Annotated in this window: 14 protein-coding genes; 9 read left to right on the plus strand and 5 right to left on the minus strand. The window is 71.5% G+C overall.

Annotation, left to right across the window (positions count from 1 at the left end):
* The first annotated feature begins 47 nt into the window (after nt 1–47).
* The gene (locus ACWIF2_RS18775) at nt 48–1,262 is read left to right on the plus strand and encodes a PP2C family protein-serine/threonine phosphatase (RefSeq protein ID WP_454361626.1); all 1,215 of its coding nucleotides are present in this window, start codon (nt 48–50) and stop codon (nt 1,260–1,262) included.
* Here the strand turns inward: ACWIF2_RS18775 and ACWIF2_RS18780 are convergent.
* Nucleotides 1,229–2,491, minus strand: coding sequence for an acyltransferase family protein (locus tag ACWIF2_RS18780; protein ID WP_454361627.1), 1,263 nt, complete (start codon nt 2,489–2,491; stop codon nt 1,229–1,231). The genes ACWIF2_RS18775 and ACWIF2_RS18780 overlap by 34 nt on opposite strands.
* Here ACWIF2_RS18780 and ACWIF2_RS18785 point away from each other — a divergent pair.
* On the plus strand, nt 2,479–6,294 hold the full coding sequence (locus ACWIF2_RS18785) for an nSTAND1 domain-containing NTPase (RefSeq protein WP_454361628.1): 3,816 nt from the start codon (nt 2,479–2,481) through the stop codon (nt 6,292–6,294). The two genes, ACWIF2_RS18780 and ACWIF2_RS18785, sit on opposite strands and share 13 nt — an antisense overlap.
* A gap of 4 nt (nt 6,295–6,298) precedes the next feature.
* On the opposite strand, the gene paaK is transcribed toward ACWIF2_RS18785, so the two are convergent.
* Nucleotides 6,299–7,612 carry a phenylacetate--CoA ligase PaaK gene (gene paaK, locus ACWIF2_RS18790; RefSeq protein ID WP_454361629.1) on the minus strand — a complete coding sequence of 438 codons (1,314 nt, stop codon included), beginning with the start codon at nt 7,610–7,612 and terminating at the stop codon, nt 6,299–6,301.
* Complete coding sequence (gene paaI, locus ACWIF2_RS18795) at nt 7,609–8,022, minus strand: hydroxyphenylacetyl-CoA thioesterase PaaI (RefSeq protein ID WP_454361639.1); 414 nt, start codon at nt 8,020–8,022, stop codon at nt 7,609–7,611. The genes paaK and paaI overlap by 4 nt, the downstream gene beginning before the upstream one ends.
* A 180-nt stretch (nt 8,023–8,202) precedes the next feature.
* Between paaI and paaA the strand changes: the two genes are divergently transcribed.
* Genes paaA through paaE form a run of 5 tightly spaced genes read left to right on the plus strand, consistent with a single transcriptional unit; the run spans nt 8,203 to nt 11,965 of the window.
* Nucleotides 8,203–9,189 (plus strand): 1,2-phenylacetyl-CoA epoxidase subunit PaaA, encoded by a 987-nt coding sequence (gene paaA / locus ACWIF2_RS18800; protein WP_454361630.1) that lies wholly within the window; start codon nt 8,203–8,205, stop codon nt 9,187–9,189.
* Nucleotides 9,186–9,503 carry a 1,2-phenylacetyl-CoA epoxidase subunit PaaB gene (gene paaB, locus ACWIF2_RS18805; RefSeq protein ID WP_454361631.1) on the plus strand — a complete coding sequence of 106 codons (318 nt, stop codon included), beginning with the start codon at nt 9,186–9,188 and terminating at the stop codon, nt 9,501–9,503. Before paaA ends, paaB begins: the two co-directional genes overlap by 4 nt.
* A 10-nt stretch (nt 9,504–9,513) precedes the next feature.
* On the plus strand, nt 9,514–10,341 hold the full coding sequence (paaC, locus tag ACWIF2_RS18810) for a 1,2-phenylacetyl-CoA epoxidase subunit PaaC (protein WP_454361632.1): 828 nt from the start codon (nt 9,514–9,516) through the stop codon (nt 10,339–10,341).
* A complete protein-coding gene (gene paaD, locus ACWIF2_RS18815; RefSeq protein WP_454361633.1) occupies nt 10,335–10,850 on the plus strand; it encodes a 1,2-phenylacetyl-CoA epoxidase subunit PaaD in 516 nt (171 codons plus the stop codon). The genes paaC and paaD overlap by 7 nt, the downstream gene beginning before the upstream one ends.
* Nucleotides 10,850–11,965 carry a 1,2-phenylacetyl-CoA epoxidase subunit PaaE gene (gene paaE, locus ACWIF2_RS18820; protein WP_454361634.1) on the plus strand — a complete coding sequence of 372 codons (1,116 nt, stop codon included), beginning with the start codon at nt 10,850–10,852 and terminating at the stop codon, nt 11,963–11,965. Before paaD ends, paaE begins: the two co-directional genes overlap by 1 nt.
* Nucleotides 11,966–12,353: 388 nt before the next feature.
* Here the strand turns inward: paaE and ACWIF2_RS18825 are convergent, their stop codons facing one another.
* Nucleotides 12,354–12,677 (minus strand): hypothetical protein, encoded by a 324-nt coding sequence (locus ACWIF2_RS18825; protein WP_454361635.1) that lies wholly within the window; start codon nt 12,675–12,677, stop codon nt 12,354–12,356.
* Between the two features lie 90 nt (nt 12,678–12,767).
* Nucleotides 12,768–14,381, minus strand: coding sequence for a PucR family transcriptional regulator (locus ACWIF2_RS18830; protein WP_454361636.1), 1,614 nt, complete (start codon nt 14,379–14,381; stop codon nt 12,768–12,770).
* Nucleotides 14,382–14,603: 222 nt separating this feature from the next.
* Here ACWIF2_RS18830 and ACWIF2_RS18835 point away from each other — a divergent pair, with 222 nt between their 5' ends.
* Both ACWIF2_RS18835 and ACWIF2_RS18840 read left to right on the plus strand, forming a co-directional pair.
* Nucleotides 14,604–15,872, plus strand: coding sequence for an aspartate aminotransferase family protein (locus ACWIF2_RS18835; protein WP_454361637.1), 1,269 nt, complete (start codon nt 14,604–14,606; stop codon nt 15,870–15,872).
* Nucleotides 15,869–16,285: FAD-binding oxidoreductase (locus ACWIF2_RS18840; protein ID WP_454361638.1), on the plus strand; the 417-nt coding region annotated here is incomplete at its 3' end. The genes ACWIF2_RS18835 and ACWIF2_RS18840, both read left to right, overlap by 4 nt.

Consider the following 16,285-nt stretch of genomic DNA (forward strand, 5'->3'; position numbering starts at 1 on the left):
CTTCCAGACCCGCGCCCCGCGCACAGGTGAGGGACCCGGATACAAACATGAGCCATGCGCGTGACCTTGGTGCCGACCACCGGCCTGCGGGGCCGTCCAGCAGCCGAGTGGCCGGTGCCGGGGATTCGGCCCGCAGGCGCGCCCTGGCGCAGCTGGCCGCCGGTATGCCCGTGCTGCCCGTACTGGTCGTCACAGCCGTCCTGCTCGCCGATCTCGCCGTCGGCGCCGGGATGATCTGGCTGCCCCTGCTCGCCGCCGGTCCCGCCCTCGCGGCCACGACCAACGGGCCCCGCGGTGTCGTCTGCGTGGGCGTCCTCGCCGCGGTGCTCGGCGCGCTGCTCGGCGTCCGGGACGGCGTTCCGAGCCGTGAGCTGGCCGCGGTGCTGTCGGCCCTGATGGCCGTCACGCTCGCGAGCGGCCTGGCCAGTGTTCTGCGCGGGCGCCGCGAACGGGTGCTCGCGGCCGTCCGCTCGGTCGCGGAGACCGCCCAGCACGCGCTGCTCAGGCCCGTACCGGCGAACGTCGGTCCCTTTCAGGTGGCCGTCCGCTACAGCGCAGCGGCCGCCGAGGCCCGCATCGGCGGCGACCTCTACGCCCTGATACCCACCCGGCACGGGGTGCGGCTGATCGTCGGCGATGTGCGCGGCAAGGGACTGCCCGCCGTGGGGACGGCCGCGCTGGTGCTGGGTGTCTTCCGTGAGGCCGCCCATGACGAGGCCGACCTGCTCGCCGTGGTCGAGAGGATCGAGCGCAGCCTGGCGCGCAATCTCGGCCACGACGACTTCGTGACCGCCATCGTCGCCGGATACCCGGAGCCCGGACAGCTGGAGGTCGTGAACTGCGGGCACACGCCCCCGCTGCTGGTGAGCGCCTCGGGGAGCGTCACACCCGTCGAGCCCGACCTGCCGTCCCCGCCCCTCGGACTGCGCGCCCTCGCCGGCCACGCACCCGGCCTCCAGTCGCTCCCGTTCGCCGACGGCGACCAGCTGCTCCTCTACACCGACGGCGTCACCGAGGCCCGCGACCACGGCCGGACCTTCTACCCGCTCGCCGAAGGGCTGGAGCGCCATGTCTCCCACGAGCCGGCCCGCACCCTCGGCGCACTCCACGACGAACTGCTGGCCCACGTCGGCGGACGGCTCCACGACGACGCGGCCCTGCTCCTGATCCGCAAGCCGACCGCGTCCGAGGCGGACGTCGCGGCGGCGATCGAGCCGGGCAATACGGCTCAGGTTCCGGTGTGCGAGGCGGGGTGCCGGTGACGCTCGTCGCGTGACCGGAGGCGGCGTGCCTGCTGACGGCCCCAGGTCTGGCCGGGCACTTCGACGCAACGGTGGGTCAGCAGGCACAGGGGCAGCAGCACGGCGAAGAACGCCATCTCCAACGCGAGACTGTCCTGCCGCCGTCGGCCCATCGTGCCGTCGATCACCGCCAGCAGCACGGGGTGCACCAGATAGACCGAGTAGCTGATCGTTCCCAAGACGGTCAGTATCCGGGGTACGCGCCGGCGGCGCGACCACAGTCCGGCGCCGAAGGTGAGCACGGCCAGCAGGAACGCGACGATCCAGCCGCGCCGCGTGAAGTGGTTGCCGTCGCCGTAGCGGTGGGCACTCCCCACGGCACAAGCGACCACGAGGACGGCAGTAACGGCCGCAGCGCGCCAGGTGCTCCGACCATGCTCGGCACGGTGGACGGCGGTGCCGAGGAACATCACGGCGAGAATCACCAGACCCTCCCACAGCGGGACCGTGCCGTTGAACAGGACCAGGACGAACGCCAGGACCCCGCCCAGCACACCCCCGAGCACCCGCAGTGCGGGTGAGCCGGAACTCGCGCAGCCGATGGCGACCACCATGGCGATCGAGACAAACGCGATCAGTGGGCCGGTGCCTACGACGCCGGACAGGGCGGAGACCGGCAGTACGACCCCCGCCGCCACGCTCACGGCGGCGAGCCCGGCCAGGACGACCGAGACCGCCGAGGACCGCTGGTGCAGACGGACCGTGAACAGGGCGACGACCAGCAGGTAGAAGGACATCTCGTACGAGAGCGTCCACAGGACGAGCAGGAGATTGGGCGTCCCCAGCAACTCCTGGAGCATCGTGGTGTGGGCGACCGCCACGGCGACGGCGCCCTGCTCACCGAAGTCACGCAACTCCGCGACGCCTATGAGGCCGAGGGCGAAAAGCACGGCGACGACGGCTGCCCACAGCGGATACACGCGGAAGATCCGTCCGATCCAGAACGTCCGGACACAGCCCCGGCGCTCCAGCGAGGCGGGGATGATGTAGCCGCTCACCAGGAAGAACACCATGATCCCGTAGCGGCTGGTGTTGAACTCGGGCATCAGCTCCCGCCGGAGCTCCGGCATGAAGGTGTACGACGAGTGGTCGAACACCACGACGAGTGCGGCGATGCCGCGCAACGCGTCCAGCCAGCCCAACCGCGAGGGATGCGTCGGGACGGCGGGGACGAGGGGTGGGGATTCCATGCGGCCGAGTTCAGCGGCTGGATCATTGTTCGGCAGTACCGTTCTGGCGGCCTGACAATGAGCGGGCCGGAGGGGGTGTGGGCGTGGCGGGGCGGCATGAGGTGCCGGTGGATCCGGCGGCGGGTCCGGTGCAGCGGTTCGCGTTCGAGTTGCGCAAGCTTCGGGCGGAGGCGGACGGCATCACCTACCGGGCGCTGGCCCGGCGGGCGGGCTACTCGGTGACCACGCTGTCCCAGGCGGCAGGAGGTGAGCGGCTGCCGACGCTGCCGGTGGCCCTCGCCTATGCGCAGGCGTGCGGCGGAGACCTGGCGGAATGGGAGGCCCGGTGGAAGGAGGCGGTGGAGGAGTCCGCCCGTGACGACTCCCAGGACGACGACCGATCCCTCACCCCGTACCGGGGGCTGGCACGGTTCGAGCCCGGGGACAGCGGCCTGTTCTTCGGCCGGGAACAGCTCACCGCCGACCTGGTCGAGCTGTTGCGCCGACGGCGGTTCGCCGCGGTCTTCGGCCCCTCCGGCAGCGGCAAATCCTCTCTGTTGCGGGCCGGCCTGATACCCGTGCTCCGGCACGCCCAGGAGCCGGAGCTGCGCCCGGCCGCGATCCGGATCCTGACCCCGGGCGAACGCCCCGCGCGCAGCCACGCGACCCTGTTGACTCCCGCACCGCCCCACGACGGCAGCGCCGTAGCGGACACGTTCGTGATCGTCGACCAGTTCGAGGAGGTCTTCACGCTCTGCCACGACCCGGCCGAACGCGCGCGCTTCATCGACCTGCTGCTGAGGGCCCGGCAGCCGGAGAGCCGCCTGCGGGTGCTGCTGGCGGTGCGCGGCGACTTCTACGGCCGCTGCGCCGAGCACCGCGACCTGTCCGACGCGCTGCGCGATGCCAATCTCCTGGCCGGAGCGATGAGCCGGACCGAACTGCGGGCCGCTGTCGTCAAGCCGGCCAAGGCCGCCGGACTGACCGTGGAACGCGCCCTCACCGCCCGGCTGGTCGAGCAGGTCGCCGACGCGCCGGGCGGACTGCCGCTGCTGTCCCACGCGTTGCTGGAGACCTGGCGCCGCCGCCGCGGCAAGACGCTGACCCTGGCGGGGTACGAGGCGGCCGGATGCCTGGACGGTGCGATCGCCAGGACGGCCGAGGAGATCTACGGCCGGTTCACCGAACGCCAGGCGGCTGCCGCCCGCCGGGTGTTGCTGCGTCTGGTTGCCCCCGGTGACGACACCCCCGACACCCGCCGTCCCGTCGACCGCGCGGAACTGCTTGGCACCGGCCGGGACGACACGGCCAGGGTGGTCGACGCACTGGCCGGGGCGCGGCTGCTCACCCTGGACGGCGACACGGTCGAGATGGCCCACGAGGCCCTGATCACGGCCTGGCCCCGACTGCGGGCCTGGATCGGGGATGACCGCGAACGCCTGCGTGTGCACCGGGACCTGACCGAAGCGGCCCACGCCTGGCAGGAACTGGGTCGCGAAGAGGGCGCGTTGTGCCGGGGCAGCCGGCTCGCCGCCGCCCGGGAGCACTTTGGTGATGCGCAGCGCGAGGATCTGACCGACCTGGAGCAGGCCTTCTTCGACGCCAGTCGTGTGCATGAGCAGAAGGGCCGTCGCCGGTACCGGTTGGTGCTTGGCGCGGTCACCGCCGCGCTGTGCTTTGCGCTCGTCGCCGCGGGGCTCGCCGTGGGGCAGTGGGAGAGTGCGGTGAGTGCGCAGCATGTGGCGCAGTCACGGCAGTTGGCTGCCGAGTCCGGTGCTCTGCTGGACTCTGACCCCGATCGCGCCTCGCTTCTTGCTGTCCATGCCTACCGCACCAGTCCGACGCGGGAAGCAGTCGCCGCTCTGTATGACGCCGCGGCGTTACCGTTGCGCAAGCGCCTCGTCAGCGGCAACGAACCCGTGCATTCGCTCGCCGTCAGCACGGACGGACGTGCCGTCGCCACTCACAGCAAGGACGGCAAAGTGCGGATCTGGGAACTGCCCGGGGGGCGGCTCAGACATACGTTCACTGGCCCCGGCAGCAGTGAAGTCGTGGCGCTCAGCTCCGACGGACGCACGCTCGCCGTCGCGACCCTCAGTGGCGCCGACACGGTGATCGGTCTGTGGGATCCGGCCACCGGCAGGAGAATCAGTACGTTCACCGTCCTCGACGAGACCGTAGGCCACATGGTGTTCAGCCCTGACGGGCGTATCGTGGCAGCCGCATCCGCGACGGCGGTACGGACGTGGGACGTGGCCACCGGCCGCTCGCGGCACAGCTTCACCAGCGACTCCCCAAAGGCGGTCGCCTTCGGCTCCGACGGACACACTGTCGTGGCGGCAAGCTACAGCGGACAGGTGCGGACATGGGACGTGGTCACCGGACGCGCTCGGACCGCCCACGAGAGCCCAATCGATGGCTCTGCCGTGGCCGTCAGCCCTGACGGCCGGACCTACGCTGTAGTCCGCACCGACAGGTCGGTGCAACTGCGGGACGTGGTCACCGGCAGAGTCCGGCGCACCATCAATGACGGTCCCATCGGCGTGAACGAGGTGGCCTTCGGTCCGGACGGGCGCACACTCGCCATCAGGGGCGGTGAGGACACAGTGCGACTGTGGGATATCGCGTCCGGCGCGGCGCTTGGCACCATGACCGCAGGACATCGTGGACGGTGGTTGACGAACGTGGCCCTCGGCGCGGACGGCCGCACTGTGGTGACCCGTAGCAGACGGGACCCCGGCATCCGTATCCACCGCCTGTCCGCCGATCACCCGCAACGCACGCTGCCAGGCCATGCCGGTACGTTCATCACCGACATCGCATTCAGTCCGGACGGAAACACGGTGACCGCGGTTCGTCAAGCACCGCCCGGCCGTGGGGCGGTACAGCTCTGGGAGGCCAGGACCGGCGATCGCGACGGCACACTGACGCTCGACACCGAACCGGCTCCCCGGGGAAAGCAGCTGTCAGACACGGTTCACCGCTTCGGAGCTGTGGGATTCAGCCCGGCCGGACGCGCCCTGGCCGCACGGGCCACCAAGAACGAGGTGATCGAAGTCCGGGAGGTCACCACAGGCCGCCTTCTTCAAAGCCGTGCCCTGCGCAACATCGACACGGCGGTCTTCAGCCCCGATGGGAGACGGCTCGCCGTCGTCGGCCACGACGGATCGGTACGGATCTGGAACCTGTCGACCGGCGCACTGCGCACCGCCTACCCGGGCCACGGCGAACCCGTCAGGACGCTGGCGTTCGCCCCGGACGGCCGCACACTCGCCGTCGCGCACATCAGGGAAGGCCACGAACAGGTCAAGCTGCTCGACGCAGCCACTGGCCGGACCCATCGCACCATCAAGCCGAGCGCCGGGGACCTGCTGTCCCTCGTGTTCAGCCCGAACGGCCACACTCTGGCCACTGCAGGCAGCCCCAAGGGAACCGTGAAGACGTGGAACGCACGCACCGGTCAGCTCCAAGACAGCTTCAACGTCAGCGGTGAAGTGGCGGCGCTGGCCTTCAGCACCGATGGACGCACCCTGGCCGCGAGCCATGCAAAAGGAGTCCACCTCTGGGACCTCTCCACCAGCCAGATCAGAAGAACCCTGCCGACCCGCTCGCGCGCAGCGGCGGTGACGTTCAGCCCGGACGGGCACACCCTTGCCGTCAGCACGGGCCCCTCCGTCGAGCTGTGGAACATCGACCTCCCCGACCCGGCCCGCGCGATCCGCGACATCTGCGGGGCCGTCGACACCACGCTCACCCCGCTGGAACGGTCCCGCTATCTGCCTGACCAGGACGCTGAAACCGGCTGCCCCGCGGCCGGGCGATAGGACTTCACCGCAGATCCTTCACCCGCCGGAGCTTGCCGACCGACCGCTCCAGCGTCTCCGGTTCGACGATCGTCACGTCGACCGTGACGCCGACGCCGTCCTTGACGTCCTGGGCGATTGAGCGGGCGGCGGCCTCACGTCGGTCGGTGGGTGTGCCCGGGCGGCTCTCGATGTGGACGGTCATGTGGTCCATGCGGCCGCGCCGGGTCAGCTGGATCTGGAAGTGCGGGGCGACGCCGGGCGTGCGCAGGACGATCTCCTCGATCTGGCTGGGGAAGACGTTCACCCCGCGCAGGATGATCATGTCGTCGCAGCGGCCGGTGATCTTCTGGATGCGGCGGAAGGCGGGCCGGGCCGTGCCGGGCAGCAGCCGGGTCAGGTCGCGGGTGCGGTAGCGGACGACCGGCAACGCCTCCTTGGTCAGGGACGTGAAGACCAGCTCGCCCTCCTCGCCCTCGGGCAGCACCTCACCCGTGATCGGGTCGACGACCTCGGGAAGGAAATGGTCCTCCCATACGTGCAGCCCGTCCTTGGTCTCCACACACTCCTGCGCGACTCCCGGGCCGATCACCTCGGACAGGCCGTATATGTCGACCGCGTGGATGTCCATGCGCTCCTCGATCTCGCGGCGCATCTCCTCCGTCCACGGCTCGGCACCGAAGATTCCGACCCTCAGCGAGGTGGAGCGCGGGTCGACGCCCTGACGCTCGAACTCGTCCAGGAGCGTCAGCATGTAGGACGGCGTGACCATGATGATCTCGGGCTCGAAGTCCTGGATGATCTGCACCTGGCGGGCGGTCATGCCCCCGGAGGCCGGGATCACCAGACAGCCGGCGCGCTCGGCGCCGTAGTGCGCGCCGAGGCCTCCGGTGAACAGCCCGTAGCCGTAGGAGATGTGCACCTTGTGTCCCGGTCGCCCGCCGGCGGCGCGGATCGAGCGGGCGACGAGGTCCGCCCACATCGAGATGTCGTTCTCGGTGTAGCCGACGACCGTGGGGCGGCCCGTGGTGCCGCTGGAGGCGTGGACCCGGCGGACCTGGTCCATGGGGACGGCGAACATGCCGAACGGGTAGGTGTCGCGCAGATCGGCCTTGGTCGTGAAGGGGAACCGGGAGAGGTCCTCCAGCGACCGGCAGTCCTCGGGCGTGACCCCGGCGGCGTCGAACTTCTTCCGGTACGTCTCCACGTTGTCGTAGGCGTGCCGCAGGCTCCGGCGCAGCCGGTCCAGCTGGAGCACGCGCAGCTCCTCGCGGGTGAGGCGCTCGGCGTCCAGCAGATCGTCGTCCAAAAGATCCTGGGGGAGGGGCTCGCCGGTCATCGCGACTCCTTCGACGTCGTACCCGCGCTCCCGAGGGTCCGGCTGCGGCCCCGGAACTCCGCGATCACCTCGTCGCCCCGCAGGACGCTCACGTCGTAGAGGCCGCTGCGGCCGAACCGGGTGCGTTCCTCGGCCCGCGCCACGAGCACATCGCCCTCGTACGCCGGGGCCACGAAGGTGACGTCGGCCCCGGCCGCGACGGTCACCGGGCCGTGGCTGTTGCAGGCGCAGGCGAAGGCGCTGTCGGCGAGCAGGAAGAGGTAGCCCCCGTGGGCGATGCCGTGCCCGTTCACCATCCCCGGGGTCACGGTCATCCGGAGCACGGCGGTTCCTTCGCCCTGCTCGAGCAGCTCGACACCGAGCCCGCGTGAGGCCTGGTCCGCGGCGAACATCGCCTCCGCGGCCGGCATCGCGTCAGCGGTATGGGTCACCTCTCGCACCACCTTGTCTACCGACCGAACATTCGGTTAGCTTCGGCGTTGCCAAGTAATCCCATCCGCTCCGCGCATGTCAAGGGTCGAGGGCTTACCAAGGCGCCCGGGCCTGTCCTATGATGGACCGAACGAATGGTCGGTTGGGAAGTGGGACGGATGGATACGACACGCTCCAGCCCCGCGGGGGCGGACGGCGCCGAGCCGGTTCTCCAGCAGCACTTCGACGCGACGATCGCGCGGGACCAGCGGATCGAGCCGCGCGACTGGATGCCAGAGGGCTACCGGAAGACACTGATCCGTCAGATCGCGCAGCACGCGCACTCGGAGATCATCGGCATGCAGCCGGAGGGCGAGTGGATCACGCGCGCGCCGTCGCTGCGCCGCAAGGCCATTCTGTTCGCGAAGGTCCAGGACGAGGCCGGGCACGGGCTGTATCTGTACTCGGCGGCGGAGACGCTGGGCGCGGACCGCGCGGATCTCACGGACCGGCTCATCGAGGGCCGCCAGAAGTACTCGTCGATCTTCAACTACCCCACGCTGAGCTTCGCGGACGTCGGGGTGATCGGCTGGTTCGTGGACGGTGCCGCCATCTGCAACCAGGTGCCGCTGTGCAGGTCCTCGTACGGGCCGTACGCGCGCGCGATGGTGCGGATCTGCAAGGAGGAGTCGTTCCACCAGCGGCAGGGCTACGAGCTGCTGATGACGATGATGCGCGGCACGGCGGCACAGCGCGAGATGGTGCAGGACGCCGTGGACCGCTGGTGGTGGCCGTCCCTGATGATGTTCGGCCCGCCCGACGACGCCTCGCCCAACTCCGCGCAGTCGATGGCCTGGAAGATCAAGCGGCACAGCAACGACGAACTGCGTCAGCGTTTCGTCGATATGACCGTCCCGCAGGCCGAGAAGCTCGGCGTGACGCTCCCGGACCCGGAGCTGCGCTGGAACGACGAGCGGGGACGCCATGACTTCGGCACCCCCGACTGGGACGAGCTGATGCGGGTCATCAAGGGCGACGGTCCGTGCAACGACCAGCGGATGGAGCGGCGCAGAAGCGCCCACGAAGAGGGCGCCTGGGTCCGCGAGGCGGCCACCGCCCACGCGGCCAAGCAGGCCGCCCGTGCGGAGAAGGGAGCGGTGGCATGACCCCCGAGAAGCTTTCCGGGCAACCGTCCGGCAAGCAGGACTGGCCGCTGTACGAGGTGTTCGTGCGCGGCAAGCGCGGCCTGAACCACGTCCACGTGGGCTCGCTGCACGCCGCCGACGACCGCATGGCCCTCACCCACGCCCGCGACCTGTACACCCGGCGCAACGAGGGCGTGAGCATCTGGGTGGTGCGCTCGGAGCACATCGCCGCCTCCACCCGCGACGAGAAGGACCCGTTCTTCGCGCCCAGCGCCGACAAGGTCTACCGGCACCCGACCTTCTACGACATCCCCGACGACGTCCCCCACATCTGAAGGAGAGGGCATGAGCGACGACCACGTCTACATGACCCTCGCCGAGGGACACGAGGACGACACCCGCTGGGCTTACGGCACCGGCTTCGAGGACCCCCTGCACGGCGTGGACACGGCCGTGCCCGACGGCGTCGACGCCGGTGAGCTGGCCGCCCTCTGCGTCACCCTGGCCGACGACGCCCTGGTCTCGGCCCAGCGCCTCGCCGAGTGGACCACCCGGGCCCCCGAGCTGGAGGAGGAGGTGGCCCTGGCCAACATCGGACTCGATCTGCTCGGCCAGGCCCGTCTGCTCTACGCCCGCGCGGGCCAGGTCGACGGCACCGGCCGCGGCGAGGACGCCTACGCCTACTTCCGGGACGCCGGCGACTTCCGCAACGTACGCCTGGCCGAACTGCCCAACGGCGACTTCGCGTTCTCGACCGTACGGCTGCTGGTGTTCGCCACCTGGCGACTCGCGTACTTCGAGCGGCTCACCGCCCACCCGGACCCGGTGCTCGCGGCGATCGCCGCCAAGGGCGTGAAGGAGCTGGCGTACCACCGGCAGTACGCGGCCGAGTGGGTGGTGCGCCTCGGCGACGGCACCGAGGAGTCGCACCGCCGGACGCGCAGGGCGCTGGAACAGGCGGCGCCCTACCTGGGCGAGCTGTTCACGGCGTACGACGTACGGGACGAGGTCGTTGCCGTCCTGCGCCAGGTCACAGACGCGGCCGGACTGCCCATGCCCGTGTACCGGCCGCTGCCCGGCTCGGGCCGCACCGGGGAGCACACCGAGCATCTCGCCCCGCTGCTGGCCGAGTTGCAGGGCATCGCCCGCGCCCACCCGGAGGCGACATGGTGACGACGCTCCTGGACGCGCGGCGGGCCCGGCGCATCGCCGAGCAGGTGCCCGACCCCGAGCTGCCCATGCTCACCCTGGCCGACCTCGGAGTGTTGCGCGACGTGGCCCTGACCCCGGACGGGACGGTGGTCGCGAGTTTGACCCCGACCTACTCGGGCTGCCCGGCGATGGCGGAGATGCGCGCAGGCGTGGCCGCCCGGCTCCGGGACGCGGGCTACGCGCGCGTGGAGATCCGCACCGTCCTCGACCCGCCCTGGACCAGCGACTGGATTACGCCGGACGGCCGGCGCAAGCTCGCCGAGCACGGCATCGCCCCGCCCGGGGCGGCGCCCGCGCGCACCACCGGCCCGGTCCCGCTCGTGCTGTCGCCGACCCGCCGCTCGGTGCCCTGCCCGCGCTGCGGGTTCCACGACACCGAGGAGACCTCCCGCTTCGCCGCCACGTCCTGCAAGTCCCTGTGGCGCTGCCTCGCCTGCCGCGAGCCGTTCGAGTACGTCAAGGAGATCTGATGGACGACCTGATGGAGCCGGCCCCCGTCCCGGCGGCACGCGCGCGGGCCCGTCGGCGTCCGGTCTTCCACCGCCTGCGGGTCGCCGCCGTGCGGCCGCTGTGCGAGGACGCGGCGGCCGTCAGCTTCGACATCCCGGCCGAACTGGCCGAGGAGTTCGCCTTCGAGCCGGGCCAGTCGCTCACCCTGCGGCGCGAGATCGACGGCCGGGACGAGCGCCGTTCGTACTCGATCTGCTCACCCGCCGGCACCGCCCCGCGCATCGGCGTCCGGGTCGTACCGGGCGGCCTGTTCTCCTCCTGGCTGGTGCGCGACGTACGCCCCGGCGACACCGTCGAGGTGATGGCACCCACCGGCGCCTTCACACCCGACCTCACCACCCCCGGCCACCACGTCCTGATCGCGGCCGGCTCCGGCATCACGCCCATGGTCTCCATCGCCGAGTCCGTCCTGGCCGCCGACTCCCGCTCGACGGTCACCCTCCTCTACGGCAACCGCCGCACCGGCACCGTGATGTTCGCCGACGAACTGGCCGACCTGAAGGACCTCCACCCGACGCGGTTCCAGCTCGCCCATGTCCTCTCCCGCGAGCCCCGCGAGGCCGAGGTGCTCTCCGGCCGCCTCGACGCCGACCGGCTGTCGGCTCTCGTCGACGCGCTGGTGGACGTGGACTCCGCCGACCACTGGTGGCTGTGCGGCCCGCACGGCATGGTCCGCGCCGCCCAGCAGGTCCTGGCCGGCCTCGGCGTGCCCGCCGACCGCGTCCACCAGGAGCTGTTCTACGCCGACGACGAGCCCGTGCGCGAGGTCCACCACGCCGAGACCGGCCCGACCGGCCCGGTCAGCCAGGTCACCGTCACCCTCGACGGCCGCTCCACCACCTCCGTCCTGCCCCGGGAGCGGAGCATCCTCGAAGGCGCCCAGCAGACCCGTCCGGACCTGCCGTTCGCCTGCAAGGGCGGCGTCTGCGGCACCTGCCGCGCCCTGGTCACCGACGGCAAGGCCGACATGCGGCGCAACTTTGCCCTCGAACCGGCCGAGGTCGACGCGGGCTACGTCCTCACCTGCCAGTCGTTCCCGGTCTCCGACGCCCTGACGGTGGACTTCGACACCTGAGTTCCAGGGCGCCGGTGCAGTTGCCCTTATGCGGCGGCTGTTGGTCGCCCAGAACAAGTCCAAGGTCAAGGGCCTCGGGAAGAGCACCGCCAACCCGCTGGAGTACATCTCACCGCCGGCCCGCAACCAACCGGTCTTGCGCCACTCGAGGTTCGACAGGAGGGAGCCGTCGGTGGCGTCCTGGAAGTCGTCCGTGCGGGTACCGACATAGCTGTCCTGCGACAGGGACCAGGCGCGCAGAGCCGGCGGAAGCCGCAGCCCGACGGCCGCCTCGGCGGCGGCGATCTGCTCCTCGGTGGCCGGCGGGAGCAGCATCGCCAGGGAACCCGGGGCGTGTGCGGTCATCCACGCTTCGATACGGGCCCAGGCCTGTACAAGTGGGCCGTGTTCAGCGGGACTTGATACCGAGATCGTCGAGTTCGTCCGCGCACTCCTCCGGCACGGCCACGTCCCCCACGATGACCGACTGATAGTCCACGGTCGGCGACGGGCCGAGCGCCTCCCGCTCCTCGCGCCTGGCCTCGGCCCGGGCCCGCGCGATGGAATCGGCGATCTCCTGACAGTCGACGACGTTCGTGCCGCTCGGCGTCGGCTCCTCGGTGGACGCGTCCGAACCGTCCGTGTACGACTCGGAGTCGAGGGCGAGCGTCGCGGCAAGACCGGCGAGGCACAGTCCCGCCCAGGCGACGACGATCCTGCGACGGGCTCTCACGAGCGGGCCGTCTTGCTGCACATGATCTTCATCGGAACTCTCCCCCATGAAGCGGGCATCGGCGACGGGAACCTCTGTGGCACAGGTATCTCACCCTGCGCGCAGAACGCGCAACGCCGTGAGCGCCACGTGGAGTTCGGTGCGCCGCTCCCCGGATTCCAGGTCGGACTCCAGGAGGCGTTCGATGGTGCGCAGGCGCTGGTACATGGTCTCCCTGGACAGACCGCCGCGACGGGCCGCGGTGGTCTTGTTGCCGGCGGCGTCGAGGTAGTGGCCCAGAGTCGTGAGCAGATCGGTGCCGTGCCGGGTGTCGTGGTCGATGAGCCGGCCGAGGCGGCGTTCCGTGTAGTCCTGGACGCGTGTGTCCTCGCGCAGGGCGTACAGCAGGCGGCGCAGGTCGATGTCCGGCAGCTCGTGGAAGGAGCGGTCCGGGGGCAGGGGCTGGCCGGGCGGGGTGGCCTCTATGACCCGGGCCGCCTCCCGGAAGGAGCGTGCCGTGTCGGCGAGGTCCGTCACCTCCGAGCCGACGCCGACGATCGCCCCCGGGACCAGACCCACCGCGGTGCGGCACAGCCGTTCCGCCATGGGGCGCCAGGGCTGGTCGGCACGCAGAGCCGGCAGGATCCCGAGGCGCCCGTGGGCGAGCTCGCCGACCAGGGCCGGGACGCCCGCCGACCGGAGCTCGCTGTGCAGCCGGGCCTCCAGCTCGCCTCCCTCGGCACCCGGGCCCAGATCGACGAGGATCGCCAGATAGCGGCTGTCCTGCGTGGGCAGGCCCAACGCGGCACAGCGGGCGCGGGCGTCCTCGGGGGAGTGGTGGCGCTGCTCGGCCAGCTCCCGCAGGGCGGTGCGATGGGCCGTGTGCTCCCAGGGCGTGGAGTGGATGAGCCGGGCGACGGTCAGGGCCATCGCCGTCCGCTCCAGGACGGTGATGTGCTCCGGCCCGAAGGGCGGTCCGTCGACGGGGGCCCGGAGCATCGCCAGCCGGCCCCAGCGTTCGCCCTGGTAGGAGACGGGCGCCGTGAGCCAGCCCTCGGGGCCGCCCGCCTCGGTGTGGTCGCCGGGCTCGGTGGCCCGGGAGCGCTGTTCCCAGTCGCCGAGCGCCTCCTCCACCGTGCTTCCCGACGGCTCGCAGATCAGCGCCTGGTGCACCAGGTTCTCCAGGACGACCGTGCGGCCGCTCATCTCCGCCGCCGCCCGCACCACGTCCTCGGGCCCCGCGCCGCGCAGCGTCAGCGCGGTGAACGCCTCGTGGATCCGCTGTGTCCGGCGCATCGCGTCGGCCTGGCTGCCGAGGATGAGCGCGTGGACGACCTGTGTGACCTCCAGGAAGTTGACGTCCCGCGCGAGGGTGACCAGGGGCAGCCCCCGGGCACGGCAGGCCTGGACGAGGGCGTCGGGCGGCCGGTGGTAGCGCCGTACCAGCTCGATGACCAGGGCGGCCGCGCCCACCTCCGTGAGTTCGTCGACGTACCGGCGGACACCCGCCGCGTCGTCGGGGAGGGGCATGCCCGTGGTCAGGACCAGCTCGCCGCCCTTGAGGAAGGACGCTGGGTCCGTCAGCTCGGTGATGTGCACCCAGCGCACCGGCCGGTCCAGCCCGGCCGGCCCGGTGACGACCTGGGGCTGCCCGGCGGCCAGGACGGGCAGGGCCAGCACGTCGGCGACGCTCGGCGGGTGTGGGTTCACGGTGGCTCCCTGCATTCCTGGTCACTCTGACAAGCGGCACTGACCTGCGCAAGAGCTGTCCACGGGAGGGGCGGGCGGTGCCAGGGGGGTCCGGTGGTTGACACAACGTCCGAACAACGCGTTCCGGCTGGACAGATCACGCGTTGTGGCGCTGCGCGGCGGCCCGGATGCTCGGGGTGTCGGACCAGTACCGCGGATCACCGCGAGCAGACCTCGACGTACGGCCGGGAGACGAACATGACCGCACTGTCGCCGCACCTTCGCCAGGCCACGCCCGTGGTGGCCGCCCGGGGCGAGGGCGTCCATCTCTACGGTGAGGACGGCCGCCGCTACCTCGACTTCACCGCCGGCATCGGCGTCACCAGCACCGGGCACTGCCACCCCAAGGTCGTGGCGGCGGCGCAGGAGCAGGTGGGCACGCTTGTGCACGGCCAGTACACGACCGTCATGCACCAGCCGCTGCGCCGCCTCGTCGACAAGCTCGGCGAGGTGCTGCCGGCCGGCCTGGACAGCCTGTTCTTCACCAACTCCGGCAGCGAGGCCGTCGAGTCGGCACTGCGGCTGGCCCGCCAGGCCACCGGCCGTCCCAACGTCCTGGTCTGCCACGGCGGTTTCCACGGCCGTACGGTCGCCGCCGCCTCCATGACGACCTCCGGGATCCGCTTCCGGTCCGGTTTCTCCCCGCTGATGAGCGGAGTAGTCGTCACGCCGTTCCCCACGGCCTACCGCTACGGCTGGGACGAGGAGACCGCCACCCGCTTCGCCCTCCAGGAACTCGACTACACCCTCCAGACGATCTCCTCGCCCGCCGACACGGCCGCGATCATCGTCGAGCCGGTGCTCGGCGAGGGCGGCTACGTTCCCGCGAACCGCGCTTTCCTGGAAGGGCTCCGGGAGCGGGCGGACCGGCACGGCTTCCTGCTGATCCTCGACGAGGTGCAGACCGGCGTCGGCCGCACCGGACGCTTCTGGGGCCACGACCACTTCGGCGTCACCCCCGACATCCTCATCACCGCCAAGGGCCTGGCCAGCGGCTTCCCGATCTCCGGCATCGCCGCCTCCGAAGAGCTGATGGCCAAGGCGTGGCCCGGCTCGCAGGGCGGCACCTACGGCGCCAACGCCGTCGCCTGCGCCGCGGCCTGCGCCACCCTCGACGTCGTCCGCGACGAGAAGCTCGTCGAGAACGCCGAGGCGATGGGCCAGCGGCTGCGCCAGGGCCTGGAGGCGGTGGCCGAACGGACCCCGGGCATCGGCGACGTCCGCGGCCTCGGCCTCATGCTGGCCAGCGAGTTCGTCACCGAGGACGGCAGCCCCGACCCCGAGACCGCCGCCCGCGTGCAGCGCGCCGCCGTCGACGAGGGGCTGCTCCTGCTGCTGTGCGGCGCCTGGAACCAGGTGGTCCGTATGATCCCGGCGCTGGTCATCGACGAGGCCGGAGTGGACGAGGGCCTGCGGGCCTGGGCGAAGGCGGTCGAGGCCGGCACTTCGGGAGCCGGCGACCGATGACCACCACCACCCGCGACCTGGCGGGTCTCACGGCACGGATCGCCGAGATCGCGCCCGGCCTGCGGGTGGAGACCGGCCCGGGAGCGACGGGCCCCTACGCCTACGACGCCTCCAACTACCGGGTGCTGCCCTGGGCCGTGGCCTTCCCGCGCACCGCCGACGACGTGGTCGCGGTGCTGCGGGCCTGCCGGGAGGCGGGCGTGCCGGTCACGGCCCGGGGCGGCGGCACCAGCATGGCGGGCAACGCCGTCGGACTCGGTGTCGTCCTGGACTTCTCCCGGCACCTGAACCGGATCCTCGACATCGACCCCGAGACGCGCACCGCACGCGTCGAGACCGGTGTCCTCCTCGACGCGCTGCGCGCCGCGACCGCCCCGCACGGGCTCGACTTCGGCCCCGACCCGTCCTCGCAC

It is taken from the genome of Streptomyces sp. NPDC055506 (assembly GCF_053643595.1).